The following is a 17,682-nucleotide window of genomic DNA, read 5'->3' on the forward strand; positions in this document are numbered from 1 at the left end:
CTTCGCAGGTGAGGAGGGGTCGTCCAGGGCACGGGCCGGGTTGCCGGGCGTCGGGAACGCGCCGTCGACCTCGGCGAACTCGCCGCCGGCCGCCGCCGGGTTGCCGGAGGAGGAGCCGGGGGCGTCCATGCCGAGTTCCGCGAGGCCGACACCGGCCGTGAGCAGGATCACGCCGGCCGCGATCAGTGCGGCACGGCGACGGCGTCTTCGGTGCGCGGACGCCTTGCGATCGCGACGGCTCGCTCCGGACGCCGGGTGTCCGTCCTCGCCGTCGGCGTCGTCGTCGGTCGCGCTGTCGTCGTCGGTGGCGCCGGTGTCGTCGGACTGGCTCTCCGGGGGGACGGTACGACCCCGGCGGCGGGCCGCGCGGCCACCCTCGGCCGGCGGCGTCATACCCGTCGTACTCGCGGGGGACTCGGCCGCGACCGGTTCGGTGACGGGCTCTGTGACCGGTTCCGGGGCCGGCTCGTACCCGTACGCCTCGGGTATCACCCCGTACGGCTCCTGAGCCGCTCCGCCCTGCTCCCCGTACCCCTCCGGATACGCGCGTAGCGACGCGGCGGAGGCGCCGCAGCCGGGGCAGGCGAGTGCGCCGTTCAGGTGGCGTCGGCAGGAGTGGCAGTAGTCCATGACGCGGGAAGACTAGGTTCCCGACACGTGGATTTCCTAGAGGAGCCTGTGGAGGTTTCGTGGGAACAGGCGATCGAAACCTGGTGGGCCGGAGCGAAACTGTCGAAACCGTTATGCGTTCGACCCATTGACACTCCCCTCACGCCGTCCTTACTGTCACGCCAGCATTTCGAACGTGTGACGAAATCTCGAACAGCTGAGGGGCAACATCCGTGCGTATCACCGGAATCAGCACACACGTGGTCGGGACGCCGTGGCGCAACCTGACCTACGTCCAGGTGCACACTGACGAAGGGATCACCGGAGTCGGCGAGACCCGGATGCTGGGCCACACCGACGCACTGATCGGCTACCTGCGCGAAGCCGAGACCAACCACATTCTCGGCTCCGACCCGTTCGCGACGGAAGACCTCGTGCGCCGGATGAAGTACGGCGACTACGGCCGTGCCGGCGAGATCGTGATGTCCGGCATCGCGGTCATCGAGATGGCCTGCTGGGACATCAAGGGCAAGGCCCTGGGCGTGCCGGTGTGGCAGCTGCTGGGCGGCAAGGTGACCGACAAGGTCAAGGCGTACGCGAACGGCTGGTACACCACCGAGCGCACCCCCGAGGCGTACCACAAGGCCGCGCAGGGCGTGATGGCGCGCGGGTACAAGGCGCTGAAGATCGACCCGTTCGGGACCGGCCACTTCGAGCTGGACCACGAGCAGACCCTGTACGCGGTCTCGCTGATCGAGGCCGTGCGCGACGCGATCGGCCCGGACGCGGAGCTGATGCTGGAGATGCATGGCCGGTTCTCGCCGTCCACCGCCGTGCGCCTGGCGAACGAGCTCGCGCCCTTCAAGCCCGCGTGGCTGGAGGAGCCGTGCCCGCCGGAGAACCTGAAAGCTCTCGAAAAGGTTGCGGCGAAGGTCGACATCCCGGTCGCGACCGGTGAGCGCATCCACGACCGCATCGAGTTCCGCGAGCTGTTCGAGAGCCAGGCCGTGGACATCATCCAGCCGGACGTCGGCCACATCGGCGGCATCTGGGAGACCCGCAAGCTCGCGGCGACCGCCGAGACGCACTACATGCTGGTCGCCCCGCACAACGTCGGCGGGTCCGTGCTGACCGCCGCCTCGCTCCAAGTCGGGTTCACCTCCCCGAACTTCAAGATCCTGGAGCACTTCAACGACTTCGCGGACGCGGAGATCAAGAAGATCGTGAAGGGTGCGCCTGAGGTCGACCCCGAGACTGGGTGCTTCCACCTGTCGGACGCGCCGGGTCTCGGCGTCGAGTTCGACGCGGACGCGGCGGCCGAATTCCCGCAGCAGCAGGCCCGGTTCGACCTGTGGGCCGAGGGCTGGGAGCAGCGCAAGCCGAAGGGCACGCAGTGAGCACGCAGGTCGTCGTCCAGGCGCCGGGCGAGCACCGCGTCGAGCCGCACACGCCGCGCGAGCCGCTGGCGGGCGAGGCGCTGGTACGGGTCCACGCGACGGGCATCTGCGGCAGCGACCGCGAGGTGTACCAGGGCAACAGGCCCGAGGGGTACGTCCGTTACCCCCTCACGCCGGGTCACGAGTGGTCCGGGACCGTCGAGGCGGTCGGCGCCGGGGTGCCTTCAACTCTCGTAGGCCGCAAGGTCGTCGGGGAGGGCTTCCGCAACTGCCAGGTGTGCGACCGCTGTCACGCCGGTGAGACGACGCTGTGCACCGACGGGTACGAGGAGACCGGGTTCACGCAGCCGGGCGCGATGGCCTCGACGCTGACGCTTCCGGCCCGGTTGCTGCACGTTCTCCCGGAGGACGCGGACCTGACCGCCGCCGCGCTGCTGGAACCGGCCGCCTGTATCGCGGCTGCCGCGATCAAGGCGAACGCGCTGCCGGGTGAGCGGGTGGCGGTCGTCGGGACCGGGACGCTCGGGATGTTCGCCGTTCAGTTCCTGAAGGCGGGATCGCCGGCCGAACTGCTCGTCGTGGGGACCCGGAACGACCGGGAGGCGCTGTCGCGGCAGTTCGGGGCGAGCGACTTCCGCACGCGCGACCAAGAGCTGTCGGACGACTTCGACGTGGTGATCGAGACGGCCGGTTCCGCCTCGGCGGCGCGTACGGCGGCCTCGCTGCTGCGGCGCGGGGGGCGGCTGGTGCTGACCGGGATCCCGGCGCCGGGCGCCGAGGGTCTCGACCCGACCGACCTCGTCGTACGGCAGCTGGAGGTGCACACCGTGTTCGGGGCGCCGCCGGACGCCTGGGCGCACACCGTGCGGGTCTTCGGCGCCGGGCTCCTCGATCCGCTGCCGCTGGTGACGCACGAGCTGCCGCTCGCGGAGTTCTCCGAGGCGATCGAGCTGGTCGGCTCCGGGGATCCGAAGGTCGGCAAGGTCCTGCTGAAGCCGTAGTACCCCGGTACCTGTAGCTCTCGAGAAGTACCCGCGTACCTCTCGAGAGGTACCCGCGCTCCACCCCCGCGCTCCACCCGCACCCCGAGCCGCGAACCTCGTCCGAAATATCGAACCTCCAGGACAACGAAGGAAAGCTTGTGACCGACGCTTCCGTTCCGGCAGCCCGTCGTCCCGGTGAGCCCGTGCTCACCGCGCTCGGCCTGGGTGCGCCCGCCCTCGACCCCGCCGACGCCTCCGCCCACACCTTCCCGGGCGGCGGCACCTGGCGCACCGAGGTCCCTTCCTGCGAGGGTCCCGAAGCGCTGGCCGTCGTACTCAAGGAGTCCTCCCGCCTCGACGTGCCGATCCACCGGATCAGCCAGGGCAGCGGGGTGTGGATGCTGTCCGACGCCGAGATCACCGAGATGGTCGAGGCGACCGCCGAACGCGACATCGAGCTCTGCCTGTTCACCGGCCCGCGCGGCACCTGGGACATCGGCGGCTCCACCCGCACCGACTCGCGCGGCGGCGGCCTGCGCGCCCGCGGCCACGACGCGGTCGCCGGCTGTGTCGAAGACGCCGTCCGGGCCACGGAGTTGGGCGTCAAGTGTCTGCTCGTCGCCGACGAGGGCGTGCTGTGGACCTTGCACCGCGCCCGCGAGCAGGGCATCATCCCCGCCGACACCACGCTGAAGGTGTCCGCGCTGATCGGCCCGGTCAACCCGGCGGCGTACGCGGTCTACGAGCGGCTCGGCGCCGACTCGGTGAACGTGCCCAGCGATCTGACGCTGGATCACCTCACCGAGATCCGGCGGGTGTCGGGCGCTCCCATGGACATGTACATCGAGGCCCCCGACGACCTCGGCGGCTACGTGCGGATGTACGAGGTCGCCGAGCTGATCCGGCGCGGCGCACCGCTCTACCTCAAGTTCGGTCTGTCCAAGGCGCCTTCGATCTACCCGTGGGGCACCCACCTGCGGGACGTCACCCTGGACACCGCCCGGGAACGGGTCCGGCGCGGCCGGCTCGCCCTGGACCTGCTCGCCCGGCACGGCGCGGACGGCGCGATGGCGCCGCTCGGCTCCCGGCTGCCGGGAACGCTCAACCGCTTCCCGACCGGGGACTGAGCAGCCGTACACAGCGTGCACGACCCGGCGCCTGACGGGGACGCCGGTCTCTCAACGACGAGAACACAAGGATTGATCACCATGCGCAACCGCAGAGCCGTACTCGCCGCCATAGCCGGCGCCGCCTCCCTCGCCCTGACCCTGTCCGCCTGCGGCCAGAGCGGCGAGGGCGGCAGCGAGGAGAAGTCGGGCGACAGCAGCAAGGGCGCCCTGGTCGGTATCTCGATGCCGACCAAGTCCTCCGAGCGGTGGATCGCCGACGGCAAGAACGTCGTGAAGGACCTGGAGGCCAAGGGCTACAAGACGAAGCTGGTCTACGGCGAGGACGAGCCCGACCAGCAGGTCTCGCAGATCGAGAACCTGATCACGCAGGGCGTCAAGGCGCTGATCATCGCGGCGATCGACAACAAGTCGCTCAACAACGTGCTCCAGCAGGCCGCCGACGCGAAGATCCCGGTGATCTCCTACGACCGCCTGATCCTCGGCACGAAGAACGTCGACTACTACGCCTCGTTCGACAACGAGAAGGTCGGCAAGCTCCAGGCGCAGTACCTGGTCGACAAGTTGGGCCTCGCGAGCGGCAAGGGCCCGTTCAACATCGAGCTGTTCGCCGGCTCCAACGACGACAACAACACCAAGTACTTCTTCGGCGGCGCGATGAGCGTCCTCAAGCCGTACATCGACTCGAAGAAGCTCGTCGTCAAGTCCGGCCAGACCGAGCTGACCAAGGTCACCACGCTGCGCTGGGACGGCGCGACCGCGCAGCGCCGCATGGAGGACATCCTCACCTCGACGTACACCTCGGGCCGGGTCGACGCGGTGCTCTCGCCGTACGACGGCATCTCGATCGGCATCATCGCCGCGCTGCGCTCCGACGGCTACGGCACCGCCGCCAAGCCGCTGCCGGTCATCACCGGCCAGGACGCCGAGATCGCGTCGGTGAAGTCGATCATCGCGGGCCAGCAGTCGATGTCGGTCTTCAAGGACCTGCGCAAGCTCGCGCAGTCCGCGACCGACATGGTCGACGCGTCGCTGAACGGCAAGAAGCCGGAGATCAACGACACGAAGACGTACGACAACGGCACGAAGGTCGTCCCGGCCTTCCTGCTGGAGCCGGTGAGCGTCGACAAGACCAACTACGAGAAGGAACTCGTCCAGAGCGGCTTCTACACGGCGGACCAGCTCAAGTAAGCGTCGGCCCATAAGGATTGGAAGGCACGACCATGGCGGGACCCGTCCTGGAAATGCGCTCGATCGTCAAGACCTTTCCCGGTGTCAAAGCGCTCTCGGACGTCACTCTGACCGTCCGTCAGGGCGAGGTCCACGCCATCTGCGGGGAGAACGGCGCCGGCAAGTCGACGCTGATGAAGGTCCTCTCCGGCGTTCACCCGCACGGGAGTTACGAGGGCGACATCCTCTTCGAGGGTGAGCCCTGCGAGTTCAAGGACATCCGGGCGAGCGAGCACCGCGGCATCGTCATCATCCACCAGGAGCTGGCGCTGTCGCCGTACCTCTCGCTGGCGGAGAACATCTTCCTCGGCAACGAGCATGCCAAGGGCGGGTTCATCGACTGGCGCGAGACGCTGCGGCACGCCACCCAGCTGCTGCGCCGGGTGGGCCTCACGGACCACCCGGACACCCGGGTCGCCGACATCGGCGTCGGCAAGCAGCAGCTGGTGGAGATCGCGAAGGCGCTCTCGAAGAAGGTGAAGCTGCTGATCCTCGACGAGCCGACGGCGGCGCTCAACGACGAGGACAGCGACAAACTCCTCGATCTCATCCTGGAGTTGAAGAAACAGGGCATCACCTCGATCATCATCTCCCACAAGCTCAACGAGATCCGCAAGGTCGCCGACTCGGTGACGATCATCCGCGACGGCCGGTCCATCGAGACGCTGGACGTGAAGGCGGCGGAGACCACCGAGGACCGGATCATCAGCGGCATGGTCGGCCGCGACCTCGACCACCGCTTCCCCGAACGCAGCACGTACGACGGGGAGGTGGACGACGCGCCGGCCCTGGAGATCAAGGGCTGGACCGTGGGTCACCCGATCGACCAGCACCGCAAGGTGGTTGACGATGTGTCACTTCACGTACGGCGTGGGGAGATCGTCGGCATCGCGGGCCTGATGGGAGCCGGCCGCACCGAGCTGGCGATGAGCGTCTTCGGCCGCACGTACGGCCGTTACGGCGGCGGCACGGTCCTCAAGGACGGCAAGGAGATCCGGACGAAGACGGTCGCCGAGGCCGTCCAGCACGGCATCGCGTACGTCACCGAGGACCGCAAGCACTACGGCCTGAACCTCATCGACACCATCAACCGCAACATCTCGCTGACCGCGCTGGGCAAGGTCGCCAAGCGGGGCATCGTCGACGAGCACGAGGAGCAGAAGGTCTCCGAGGGCTACCGCAAGTCGATGAACATCAAGGCGCCGACGGTGTTCGAGCCGGTGGGCAAGCTCTCCGGCGGCAACCAGCAGAAGGTCGTCCTCAGCAAGTGGATCTTCGCGGGTCCCGAGGTGCTGATCCTGGACGAGCCCACGCGCGGGATCGACGTGGGCGCCAAGTACGAGATCTACACGGTCATCGACCAGTTGGCCGCCCAGGGCAAGGCGGTCGTCTTCATCTCCTCCGAACTGCCCGAACTGCTCGGCATGTGCGACCGCATCTACACCATGGCCGCCGGGCGGCTCACCGGTGAGTTCTCGCGGGCCGAGGCCACGCAGGAAGTGCTGATGCGTCAGATGACGAAGGACAAAGAGGTAACGCGATGAGCACCGACGTGACCGACAAGAGCCCGGCAGCGGCTCCGCCCGGCAAGGGCGGTGGCTCCCAAGCCGGCGGGAATCTCCTCCAGTTGGTGCTGAACGGCCTGCGCCGCAACATGCGCCAGTACGGCATGCTGATCGCGCTCGGCCTGATCATCCTGCTGTTCCAGGTCTGGACCAGCGGCGACCTGCTGCTGCCGCGCAACGTCTCCAACCTGGTCCTCCAGAACAGCTACATCCTGATCCTGGCCATCGGCATGATGCTGGTCATCATCGCCGGGCACATCGACCTGTCGGTCGGTTCGGTGACGGCGTTCGTCGGTGCCTTCGCGGCCGTACTGACCGTGCAGCACAGCGTGTCCTGGCCGGTCGCGCTGGTGCTGTGCCTGCTGGTGGGGGCGGTCGCCGGGGCCGTACAAGGCTTCCTCATCGCCTACTTCGGCATACCCTCGTTCATCGTCACCCTCGCCGGGATGCTGCTCTTCCGCGGGCTGACGGAGATCCTGCTGGAGGGCCAGACCCTCGGCCCGTTCCCCGACGGGCTCCAGAAGATGGGCAACGGCTTCCTGCCCGAGGCCGGTCCGGACACCAACTACCACAACATCACGCTGCTGTTGGGCTTCGTCCTGATCGCCTTCACGGTCATCCAGGAGGTCCGGGACCGCAAGCGGCAGCAGGAGTTCGCGCTCGACGTCGTGCCGTTCAACCTGTTCCTGCTGAAGATCGTCGCGATCTCGGCGGCGATCCTCGCGGTGACGATGCTGCTCGCCAGCTACAAGGGCGCGCCGATCATCCTGCTCATCCTCGGTGTGCTGGTGGTGGGTTACGGCTACCTGATGCGCAACTCGGTGTTCGGGCGGCACATCTACGCGATCGGCGGCAACCTCCCGGCGGCCAAGCTGTCCGGCGTCAAGGACAAGAAGGTCACCTTCCTTGTCTTCCTCAACATGGGCGTGCTCGCGGCCCTGGCGGGTCTGGTGGTCGCCGCCCGTCTGAACGCGGCGTCTCCGAAGGCGGGTCTGAGCTTCGAACTGGAGGCCATCGCCTCCTCGTTCATCGGTGGCGCGTCCATGAGCGGCGGCGTGGGTACCGTCCTCGGCGCGATCATCGGCGGTCTCGTCCTCGGTGTGCTGAACAACGGCATGAACCTCCTGAGCGTCGGCTCCGACTGGCAACAGGTCATCAAGGGCCTCGCCCTGCTGGCCGCGGTCGGGTTCGACGTGTGGAACAAGCGCAAGTCCGGTTCGTAACCATCTCCGGGCCTCACCCCCGAGGGGGTGGGGCCCTTCCCATAAGGGGCCGCAGATATGGAACTGAACAGACGCACGGTCATCGCGGGCGCCGCCGCGGCGGGCATCGCCGCGAGCACCCTCGGCGGGACGGCCGAGGCGAGCACGGGTACCAGTACTTCAGGGGCAGCCTCCGGCGGCAGGGCTCCGTCGCGCAAGCTCTTCGGCACGCTCGCCGACGGCACCAAGGTGTACGTCTGGTCGCTGGCCAACGGCGGGACGAAGCTGAAGGTCCTGTCGTACGGGGGTATCGTCCACTCGCTGGAGACGGCGGACCGCAAGGGCCACTACGCCAACATCTCCGCCGGGTTCGACAACCTGGAGGACTACGTCGCCAAGTCCCCCTACTTCGGCGCGCTGATCGGGCGGTACGGCAACCGCATCGGCAAGGGCAAGTTCACCCTGGACGGCAAGCAGTACCAGCTGTCCGTGAACGACGGCGACAACAGCCTGCACGGCGGCGCCAAGGGCTTCGACAAGCACGTCTGGAACGTCGAGCCGTTCGTCAAGGGCACGGACGTCGGGCTGCGCCTGTACTACACCAGCGCCGACGGGGAGATGGGCTACCCGGGGACGCTGAAGACCAAGGTGACGTACACGCTCACCAAGCACGGCGACTGGGTCATCGACTACGAGGCCACCACCGACAAGGCCACCGTCGTCAACCTCACGAGCCACGTGTACTGGAACCTCGCGGGCGAGGGCAGCGGCACGATCGAGAACCACGAGCTGACGATCGCCGCCGGCCGCTACACCCCGACCGACTCCGGCCTCATCCCCACGGGTGAGCTGGCCCGGGTCGCCGGCACCCCCTTCGACTTCCGCAAGCCCAAGGCCATCGGCCGCGACATCCGCGCCGGGCACGACCAGCTGATCCTCGCCAAGGGGTTCGACCACAACTGGGTGCTGGACAAGGGGATCACGGCGAAGCCGGTGCACGTCGCGACGCTGCGCGACCCGAAGACCGGCCGCACCCTGAAGATCGCCACCGACCAGCCGGGGCTCCAGTTCTACTCCGGCAACTTCCTCGACGGCACCCTGACCGGGACCGACGGGCACGTCTACCGCCAGGGTGACGCGCTCTGCCTGGAGACGCAGCACTTCCCGGACGCGCCGAACCAGCCGAAGTTCCCCTCGACGACGCTGCGGCCGGGGCAGACGTACCGGACGCGGACGGTGCACTCGTTCAGCGCGCGGTGAGCTCGAGCCGGTGAACAGGCTTTAGCCATACGGACGTTGCCCACAGAAGACTCACAACCTCTTACCGATTTCTCAGTGGGTGAACAGCGCCACTCCAGCCTCCGTATGTAGGGGCGGCCCGGGCTTCTTCGTCCGGGCCGCCCAGCCGCGACGGGCCCGGTCGTCCCCAACGGGCCCGCCCACAACGGAGGTTCCATGGCCGACAACGTCACCTCGTTGTTCCGCAGCACGACGGCGCACAGCCCGTCGATGGCCGCGTTGACGCGAGAAGGCGGGGAGGGCACCGGCCCGGTCGACTTCTGTATCCCGTGCAACCCGTACTTCCCGACGCCCGCGATGTTCGACGACATGGCGGCGCGGTTCCGCGACATCATCACGTACTACCCGAGCAGCGCCGACACGATCACGTCCGAGCTGTGCAACCTCCTCCAACTCCCGCCGCAGGCCGTGGCGATGGGCAACGGCTCCACCGAACTCATCACCTGGATCGACCACTTGCTGGTGCGCGAGTCGCTCGCGGTGCCGGTGCCGACGTTCGGGCGGTGGACCGACCAGCCGATGGAGACCGGCAAGCGGGTCGACATGTTCCCGCTCCAGGAGGCCAACGGGTTCGTCCTCGACCTCGCGCAGTACGCGGAGTTCATCCGGACCCGGGGGACGCGGGTCGCGGTGATCTGCAACCCCAACAACCCCGACGGCGGCTTCCAGCACCGGCAGGCGCTGGTGCAGTTCATGGACACGATGGCCGACCTCGACCTCATCGTCATCGACGAGTCGTTCCTGGAGTTCTCCGACGCCGAGCAGGAACCCAGCGTCGTCCAGGAGGCCATGCTGCGGCCGAACGTCGTCGTGCTGCGCAGCCTCGGCAAGAACTTCGGGCTGCACGGGATCCGGTTCGGGTACCTCGTCGCGAACCCGTCGCTGGCCGGCAAGGTCCGCTCGATGCTGCCGAAGTGGAACCTCAACTCCTTCGCCGAGCACGTGGTGTTCATGCTGAAGGACCACGGGCCCGAGTACGCCCAGAGTCTGATGCAGGTGCGCAAGGACCGGCTGGAGATGGCCAGTCAGCTCTCCGCGCTGCCGGGGCTCACGGTCTACCCCTCGCAGGGGAACTTCCTCTTCGTCCGTCTTCCGGTGGGGGCCGAGGGGACGGTGGTCCGCGACCGGCTGCTCACCGAGCACCGGGTCCTGGTCCGGGAGTGCGGCAACAAGATCGGCTCCTCCAGCCGCTTCCTGCGGCTCGTGGTGCGCCCCCAGGTCGACGTACGCCGTCTGGTGTCCGGCATGGAACAGGTGCTCTACGGGACGCGCCGGGGCAACCCCGTGCCCGAGCTGGCCCCTGCGGTGGGGTACAGCTCCGGTACGGCCGCGGTCGACCGGCTGGTCACGAACGGCGCCGGCATGCAGGGACTTGCCGCTCAGGCCCTCGCGGCCGGCGCCCCGGCTCCGATGGCGGCGGCCGTCGGAGCCGGACTGCCGTCGCAGATGCCGGTGGCTCCGCCGGTTGCGCCGAGTCCCTTGGCGCCGGTGGCTTCCATGGCGCCGGCTGCTTCCATGGCGCCGGTGGCCTCCATGGCTCCGGCGGCTTCTATGGCGCCGGTGGCCTCCATGGCGCCGGCGGCTTCTATGGCTCCGGCTGCTCCGGCGGCTTCCGCTGCTCCTGCTGCTCCTGCCGCTCCGGCTGCGATGCAGCCCGCGGCGATGGCTCCGGCCATGGGGCAGGTCATGGGGCAGGCGCCGATGGGGGCGCCGATGATGGCCGCTCAGGTGCCTCAGCAGATACCGATGCCGTCGAACGGGGCGGGCATACCGATGCCGGCGCCTCAGGCGGCTCCGATGCCGCAGGCCCCGGTGCCGCCGATGGCTCCCGCTCCGTCGATGGCTCCCGCCGCGTCGCCGGTTCCGCCGGCCGGTGTGCCCGGTATGACGCCGCCCGGCGTACCGGCGCGAGGCGGGCTCACGGCGGCCCAGGTCCGGGGGACGAACGGGCTGACCCCGGCGCCGGCCACGGGGTGGCCGAACGCGGGGAGCTGGCCGAACGCGGCGGGGATGGGGCAGGCGGGGTAGTACCCTCCGGGGCCCGCCGGGCTCTGTGGCGTAGTACCTGAGAGCCAGGGCGGTATCCGTAGTACTTCAGTATCGGGAGGGATACCGGGGGACTACGGGTGCCGCCCTTTCTTCGTGTCTCAGTAGGCCACCGGCCAGCCCGAGCTCCAGTTCAGCAGGTTGATGCCGAGCTTGGGGGTGCCGTTGTCGTTGCCGTCGTAGTAGTGGTAGACGATCAGGTCGCCGTCGGAGTCGGCCATGATGGACTGGCCGCCGGGGCCGATGACACTGCCGTGGGTCTCCAGGACGGGGGTGCCGCCGTTGTTCGTCAGGGCGACGCCGTTCTTGTCGTAGTACGGGCCCGTGACGCTGGTGGCGCGGCCGACCTTGACCTTGTACGTCGAGCTCGTGCCCGCGCAGCACGTGTCGTACGACGCGAAGAGGTAGTAGTACCCGTTGCGCTTCACGACGAACGGCGCCTCGACCGCCTTCGTCCCGGTGGGGCGGGACGCGATGGAGTACCGGGTCGTGTTGCCCGCGAGCTGCTTGCCGGTGCCGGGGTCGAGCTGGATCATCTTCAGGCCCGTCCACCAACTCCCGAACGACAGCCACCACTTGCCGTCGTCGTTCACGAAGAGGTTGGGGTCGATGGCGTTGTAGTCGCTGGAGGTGGCGGAGGTGTAGACGGTGCCCTGGTCGGTCCAGGACCCGGGCAGCCCGGTGGGCGAAGTGGCCAGCCCTATCGCCGACTTGTTGGACCCGAAGGTCGAAACGGCGTAGTAGAGCAGGTACTTGCCGCCGCGGTACGAGATGTCCGGCGCCCAGGCTTCGGTGGCCCCGTACGAGGACCACCAACTCGGCTTCCTGGCGAAGGCGTCGCCGCCGGCGCTGAACGCGGTCCGGTCGGTGGAGGTCCGGTACGAGATGCCGCCCCCGGTCGCGTAGAGCAGGTACCGCCCGCCGGAGGTCTTGATCATCGTCGGGTCATGGACGACCGTACTCCCTGTGACCCGGCCGGGGTTGGGGTAGGCGGAGGCGGCGGTCGGCATCAGCGCGAGCAGAAACGCGGCGGGGAGGGCGAGCAGTGCGGCTCTGCGGGAGGTACGGATCACCTGGACGCTCCTTGGGGTGGGGGGAGTTCACCGTTCGGTCTCCCGAACGGCGGTCGCGTCATCGGACGGGACGGTAGAATCGAACCCTTTGCGCGTCAACGACCCTGGCATCCACTCGAAACTCTTCGAAAACGCCGGACCGCCCGGCCTCCCCCAACGCTCCTGTCCGACAGACGACTTGACGAGCCGTCACTTTACTTATCTGACAGCTCAGATACAGGAACCGCCCCTATGGTGCCGTGTCCATGACAGAGAAATCATCGAGCACCCCCGAACCCCGCCTCCCCGTCGGCCGGCGCGCCCTGCTGGTCGCGGGCGGGGCGACGGCCGCGACCCTGGCCGTAGGCGTCGCGTCCGCGCGAGGAACCGCGGGCTCGCAGACGGTGAAGGCAGAGCCGGTCGCCGCGGCGGCCGTCTGCACGCTGACGAAGGAGATGACGGAAGGTCCCTACTATCTCGACGGGCAGTACGTCAGGGCGGACATCACCGAGGGCAAGGCCGGCTTCCCGCTGAAGCTCACGCTCACCGTCGTGGACGACGACACCTGCGCGGTGATCCCGAACGCGCTGGTGGAGATCTGGCAAGCGGACGTGCTGGGCGAGTACTCCGGCTTCGTCGGCAGCAACGGCCACAGCGAGCCGGACAGCGGCACGTTCCTGCGCGGCGGCGTCCTGACGAACTCCGCCGGGGTCGCCGCCATCACGACGGTGTACCCGGGCTGGTACCGGGGACGCTGCATCCACATCCATGTGAAGGTCCACACGGACGTCACGCTCACCCCGGACGGCTCGTTCACCGGCGGCCAGGAACTCCACACCGGCCAGCTGTTCTTCGACGAGACGGTCACGGCGAGGGTCGGCGCGCTGACGCCGTACAGCACGAACACGGTGCCCCGTACGACGCTCGCGCAGGACTCGATCTACGACGACGGGGGCGCCGCGTCGGGCCTCCTCACCCTTGCCGCGCTGGGCAGTTCACCGGCCTCGGGCTACTCCGGCACGCTGACGCTCGGCGTCGAGAGGTAGCCGGGCGGGGCGGCCCCGGCGCCAACCGGGGCCGTCCCGACGGGAGTTGCAGCAACTCCCCTTGTGACGGCGGCTGTTGCTCGCACCGGCGCCGTCCGCCGGGGAGTTACTTCGCCGGGCACTCCTTCCACGCGACGTGGTAGATCGTCGAGAGCTCGCCGTCCGTCGAGTCCATGGTCATGAAGCTGACCTTGCCCGGCGACTGCGACCCGGCGGTCACCCGCACCTCGGTGTTGACGTTGAAGTTGCGCTGGACTCCACAGGGCGCCCACACGAGTTGAGCCCACTCGGTGGAGTCGGTGGCCTGCCAGTTGTCGGTGAGGGCGCCGTTGAAGCTGTGGCTCTTGGACACCGTCTGCGGGGAGCCCTGGAAGTAGTACGAGGCCCGCTGCATGCCGCTCGCGCCGCGCTGGAGGGACGCGAAGCCCCGGTAGTCGACGCTCGCGATCGCGTAGGTGAAGCCGCCGGGGACGTGGACGACCATGCTGAGCTGGCAGTTCTTGCGGAACGCCGTCGGGTCGGAGTTGCCGCCGGCCTGCGCGAGGTAGTCGCTGTAGGTGACGGTGAAGGCGGTGTTGTCCTCGGAGACGGCGACGGCCGCGGTGCCGGCGGGGCAGCCGGAGCCGTTGATGGTCGCGAGGTTGATGACGATCTTGTCCGGCGGCGGGTCGACGAACACCGGGTCAGCCTGGGCGGGGAGCGCCGTGGCGAGGAGGGCGGCAGCCGCGCCGCCGAGCAGAAGTGCACCGGTTCTCATGGGGTCTCCCGTGAAACGGTCCGTGGGGGGTGGTCGCGCCTCGGCCGGAATCCTATGGAGAATCTGTGCGCTTTCCGTGAAGGCCGGGGCGAACGCATCGTAGGGACTGGGGAGTTCGGCGCCTACGTCGAACTCCGGCCATTCACAGGAGTCCCGTTCACATACGGGTGCTACGTGAGTACTACACGGTTACGGCTCAAGGGCTACGCGGAGCTGTCTAGGGGGCGCGTCCCGGGCGCGCGTCTCAGGGGTTCTCCCAGGCCGCCGGTTCCGCCGCCAGCGCCCGTACCGGACCCGGCAGCGCGTCCCCCGCGAGGTCCGCGATCGTGACCCCCTCCAGGATCCGCCGCACGTTGGCCCGCAGCGCGATCCACAGCGGGAGCAGGGGTTCGGCGGTCCCCTTGTACGACAGCTCCGTCGGCCGCTCCCCCCGTACCGAGACGATCGGCCCGTCCACCCCCCGGATGACGTCCGCGACGGTGATCGCGGCGGCGTCCCGCGCGAGCCGGTACCCCCCGCCCCCGCCGCGCCGGCTGTCGACGACGCCCGCGCGGCGCAGGTCGCCGAGGATCCCTTCCAGGAACTTGTGCGGAATGTCCTGCGCGAGGGCTACGGTCTCCGTCTTCACCGGGTCGTCCCCCTGGCGTACGGCGATCTCCAGTACCGCCCGTACCGCGTAGTCCGCCCGTGCCGAGATCCTCATGCGCCCATTGTGGGGGCAGTCTCCGGCACGGGCGGAACGGGGCGGGCACGCCTCACGCGAGGCGGATGACGTTCCAGGAGAGCGGCTCCAGTACGGCGGTGAGGGTGCCGTCCGTCAGCGCGGTGCCCTCGGCCGCGTGCGGAGTGACCCGCTCGGGCTCGGCGAGGGTATTACGCGCATCAGGGTCGGCGTCGGCGAGGACACTGTGCTCGACGACCCGCTCGACGCCGAGCCCCCCGAGAGCTACTTCCAGCGGTAGCTCCTCGGTACGGCTCCGGTTCACCGCGAACACGGTCACCGACCCGTCCTCCCCGCGTACGGCGGTGGCGTGCAGCAGGTCGGTCTCGCCGAACTTCTTCGTGTCGTACGTCGGCGAGTCCACCCGTACGTCGAGGACCTCGCCCCGCCCGTACCGCGCGGCCTGCGCGAACGGGAAGAACGTGGTCTGCCGCCACGCGGGCCCGCCCGGCTCGGTCAGGATCGGGGCGATCACATTGACCAGCTGGGCGAGGCAGGCGACGGTGACGCGGTCGGCGTGCCGCAGCAGGGCGACGAGCAGGGAGCCGAAGACGACGGCGTCCATGACGCTGTAGTTGTTCTCCAGGAGGCGGGGGGCCTCGGCCCAGTCGCGCTCGCCGGAGTTCTCGATCTCGTGCCACTCCGAGATGTACCAGACGTTCCACTCGTCGAAGGAGAGGTTGATCTTCTTCTTCGACTTCAGCTTCGCGCCGATGTGGTCGGCGGTGGCGACCACGTTCTCGATGAAGGACTCCATGTCGACGGCGGAGGCCAGGAAGGAGTCGACGTCGCCGTTCTCGGGCTGGTAGTAGGCGTGCAGGGAGATGTAGTCGACGAGGTCGTACGTCTCCTCCAGGACCGTCGCCTCCCAGGCGGCGAAGGTCGGCATGGACTGGCTGGAGGAGCCGCAGGCGACGAGTTCGACGCCCGGGTCGATCTGGCGCATCGCGCGGGCCGTCTCGGCGGCGATCCGGCCGTACTCCTCGGCGGTCTTGTGGCCGGTCTGCCAGGGGCCGTCCAACTCGTTGCCCAGGCACCAGAGCTTGATGCCGAAGGGCTCCTTGTCCCCGTGCGCCACCCGTAGCTCCGCGAGGGCAGTACCTGAGGGGTGGTTGGCGTACTCCTGGAGTTCCAGTGCCTCGGCCACCCCTCGGGTACCGAGGTTGAGGGCCATCATCGGCTCCGCCTGCGGGCCGAGCTTGCGCAGGAAGGCGATGTACTCCGAGAGGCCGAAGCGGTTGGTCTCGGTGGAGCGCCAGGCGAGGTCGAGGCGGCGGGGGCGGTCCTCCACCGGGCCGACCGAGTCCTCCCACTTGTAGCCGGAGACGAAGTTGCCGCCGGGGTAGCGGATGGTGGTGACACCGAGTTCGCGGACCAGGTCGAGGACGTCCTGACGCAGGCCCTCGGCGTCGGCGGCGGGGTGGCCGGGCTCGAAGATGCCGGTGTAGACGCAGCGGCCGAGGTGTTCGACGAACGAGCCGAAGAGCCGGGGGCTGACCTCGCCGACCGTGAAGGCGGGGTCCAGTGTGAAGCGGGCGGTGCGCATGTCTTCCTTTCGTGCTGCGGTGCTGTGGGCCGGGGCGTGCCGTGGTGCTGTGGTAGTGCGGTGCTAGGCCGGGAGGACTAGACGACGTGCGGCCAGCCGTCCCTCGTCCAGTCCAGCCGGTTCAGTCCCAGCTTCGGTACGCCGTTGTCGTCGGCGTCGTAGTAGTGGTACGCCAGCCAGTCCCGTCCCCGGTCCCGGAAGACCGACTCGCCCCCCGTACCCACGTACCTCCCGTGGCTCTCCAGTACGAGGTCGCCGCCTCCCTCCAGCAGGGGACGGCCCTGGCTGTCGGTATAAGGGCCGGTCACCGAGGTGGAGCGGCCCACCCTGATCTTGTACGTGGAGTTCACTCCGGCACAACAGGTGTCGTAGGAGGCGAAGAGGTAGTAGTACCGGCCGTGCCGGACGATGGACGGCCCCTCGACCGCGTACGGCGCGTCGGGGCGGGTCGCGAGGTGGTGGACCTCGGCGCCGGGGACGGCCCGGCCGGTCCTGCGGTCCAGCTCGACCATGCGGATGCCGGTCCAGTACGAGCCGAAGCTCATCCACAGCTTCCCGCCGGCCTGGATCAACGCCGGGTCGATGGCGTTGAAGGTGTCCGTGCGTTCGGAGGTGAACGCCTTGCCGTGGTCGGTCCAGGTGCCGGGGAGACCGGAGGGGGAGGTCGCGAAGCCGATCGCGGAGTGGTTGGTGCCCCAGGACGAGACGGCGTAGTACAGCCAGTACGTGCCGCTGCGGTAGGTGATGTCGGGCGCCCAGGGGTCGCCGGTGTCGTTGTACTCGTACCACCAACTCGGGGGCGTCGCGAAGGCGTTGCCCGCGTCGGTCCAGTGGACGCGGTCCTCGGAGAGACGGGCGCCGATCACGCCGCCGGTCGAATAGGCCGCGTATCCGCCGGACTTGAGGCGGATGACGGTGGGGTCGTGGATGATCTGCTGGCCGGTGATGGGCTGGGGGTCGGGGTAGACGGGGGCGGCGCTCGCCGTCGTAGGGGTGGCACGCGGCGTAGCGGTGGCGCTCGTCGTCGTGGCGGTGAAGGCGAGCAGCGCGGCGGCCAGGAGTGTCGCCATCCTCAGGCGCATGGGGGTCCTTCGCACCTGTC

At 68.9% G+C, this 17,682-nt stretch carries 15 protein-coding genes; 9 read left to right on the top strand and 6 right to left on the bottom strand.

Annotation, left to right across the window (positions count from 1 at the left end):
• Positions 1–630, bottom strand: a 630-nt coding sequence (locus tag AOK24_RS48745) for an SCO2400 family protein (protein ID WP_055723066.1), incomplete at its 3' end; no start/stop codon positions are given.
• Positions 631–842: 212 nt separating this feature from the next.
• On the opposite strand from AOK24_RS48745, the gene AOK24_RS29345 reads away from it, so the two are divergent.
• The 8 genes from AOK24_RS29345 (at position 843) to AOK24_RS29380 (ending at position 11,440) form a co-directional block, all read left to right on the top strand.
• Positions 843–2,006, top strand: coding sequence for a mandelate racemase/muconate lactonizing enzyme family protein (locus AOK24_RS29345; RefSeq protein WP_055723067.1), 1,164 nt, complete (start codon positions 843–845; stop codon positions 2,004–2,006).
• On the top strand, positions 2,003–3,007 hold the full coding sequence (locus AOK24_RS29350) for a zinc-dependent alcohol dehydrogenase (protein ID WP_055723068.1): 1,005 nt from the start codon (positions 2,003–2,005) through the stop codon (positions 3,005–3,007). The genes AOK24_RS29345 and AOK24_RS29350 overlap by 4 nt, the downstream gene beginning before the upstream one ends.
• Positions 3,008–3,147: 140 nt before the next feature.
• Positions 3,148–4,116 carry a hypothetical protein gene (locus AOK24_RS29355; RefSeq protein ID WP_055723069.1) on the top strand — a complete coding sequence of 323 codons (969 nt, stop codon included), beginning with the start codon at positions 3,148–3,150 and terminating at the stop codon, positions 4,114–4,116.
• A gap of 81 nt (positions 4,117–4,197) precedes the next feature.
• The gene (gene chvE, locus AOK24_RS29360) at positions 4,198–5,307 is read left to right on the top strand and encodes a multiple monosaccharide ABC transporter substrate-binding protein (RefSeq protein WP_055723079.1); all 1,110 of its coding nucleotides are present in this window, start codon (positions 4,198–4,200) and stop codon (positions 5,305–5,307) included.
• A gap of 32 nt (positions 5,308–5,339) precedes the next feature.
• Positions 5,340–6,890: a multiple monosaccharide ABC transporter ATP-binding protein gene (gene mmsA, locus AOK24_RS29365; RefSeq protein WP_055723070.1), complete on the top strand. Its 1,551-nt coding sequence runs from the start codon at positions 5,340–5,342 to the stop codon at positions 6,888–6,890.
• The gene (gene mmsB / locus AOK24_RS29370) at positions 6,887–8,134 is read left to right on the top strand and encodes a multiple monosaccharide ABC transporter permease (protein ID WP_055723071.1); all 1,248 of its coding nucleotides are present in this window, start codon (positions 6,887–6,889) and stop codon (positions 8,132–8,134) included. The genes mmsA and mmsB overlap by 4 nt, the downstream gene beginning before the upstream one ends.
• 57 nt (positions 8,135–8,191) lie before the next feature.
• Entirely contained in the window at positions 8,192–9,373 is a 1,182-nt protein-coding gene (locus AOK24_RS29375) for an aldose epimerase family protein (RefSeq protein WP_055723072.1), read from the top strand.
• Positions 9,374–9,568: 195 nt separating this feature from the next.
• On the top strand, positions 9,569–11,440 hold the full coding sequence (locus tag AOK24_RS29380; RefSeq protein WP_055723073.1) for a pyridoxal phosphate-dependent aminotransferase: 1,872 nt from the start codon (positions 9,569–9,571) through the stop codon (positions 11,438–11,440).
• A 119-nt stretch (positions 11,441–11,559) separates the two neighbouring features.
• Here AOK24_RS29380 and AOK24_RS29385 read toward each other — a convergent pair whose 3' ends face one another.
• On the bottom strand, positions 11,560–12,468 hold the full coding sequence (locus AOK24_RS29385; RefSeq protein WP_055723080.1) for an arabinan endo-1,5-alpha-L-arabinosidase: 909 nt from the start codon (positions 12,466–12,468) through the stop codon (positions 11,560–11,562).
• A 308-nt stretch (positions 12,469–12,776) separates the two neighbouring features.
• Here AOK24_RS29385 and AOK24_RS29390 point away from each other — a divergent pair, with 308 nt between their 5' ends.
• The gene (locus AOK24_RS29390) at positions 12,777–13,556 is read left to right on the top strand and encodes an intradiol ring-cleavage dioxygenase (protein WP_055723074.1); all 780 of its coding nucleotides are present in this window, start codon (positions 12,777–12,779) and stop codon (positions 13,554–13,556) included.
• A 106-nt stretch (positions 13,557–13,662) separates the two neighbouring features.
• Here AOK24_RS29390 and AOK24_RS29395 read toward each other — a convergent pair whose 3' ends face one another.
• The 4 genes from AOK24_RS29395 to AOK24_RS29410 all read right to left on the bottom strand — a co-directional run bounded on the left by AOK24_RS29395 (position 13,663) and on the right by AOK24_RS29410 (position 17,662).
• A complete protein-coding gene (locus AOK24_RS29395; protein ID WP_055723075.1) occupies positions 13,663–14,313 on the bottom strand; it encodes a DUF4360 domain-containing protein in 651 nt (216 codons plus the stop codon).
• A gap of 244 nt (positions 14,314–14,557) precedes the next feature.
• Positions 14,558–15,016: an RrF2 family transcriptional regulator gene (locus AOK24_RS29400; protein WP_055723076.1), complete on the bottom strand. Its 459-nt coding sequence runs from the start codon at positions 15,014–15,016 to the stop codon at positions 14,558–14,560.
• Between the two features lie 52 nt (positions 15,017–15,068).
• Positions 15,069–16,580 carry an arabinosylfuranosidase ArfA gene (gene arfA / locus AOK24_RS29405; RefSeq protein WP_055723077.1) on the bottom strand — a complete coding sequence of 504 codons (1,512 nt, stop codon included), beginning with the start codon at positions 16,578–16,580 and terminating at the stop codon, positions 15,069–15,071.
• Between the two features lie 77 nt (positions 16,581–16,657).
• Positions 16,658–17,662, bottom strand: coding sequence for an arabinan endo-1,5-alpha-L-arabinosidase (locus AOK24_RS29410; protein WP_055723078.1), 1,005 nt, complete (start codon positions 17,660–17,662; stop codon positions 16,658–16,660).
• Positions 17,663–17,682 lie beyond the last annotated feature (20 nt).

Origin of the sequence: Streptomyces niveiscabiei (genome assembly GCF_001419795.1) — a bacterium.
GTDB lineage: Bacteria > Actinomycetota > Actinomycetes > Streptomycetales > Streptomycetaceae > Streptomyces > Streptomyces niveiscabiei.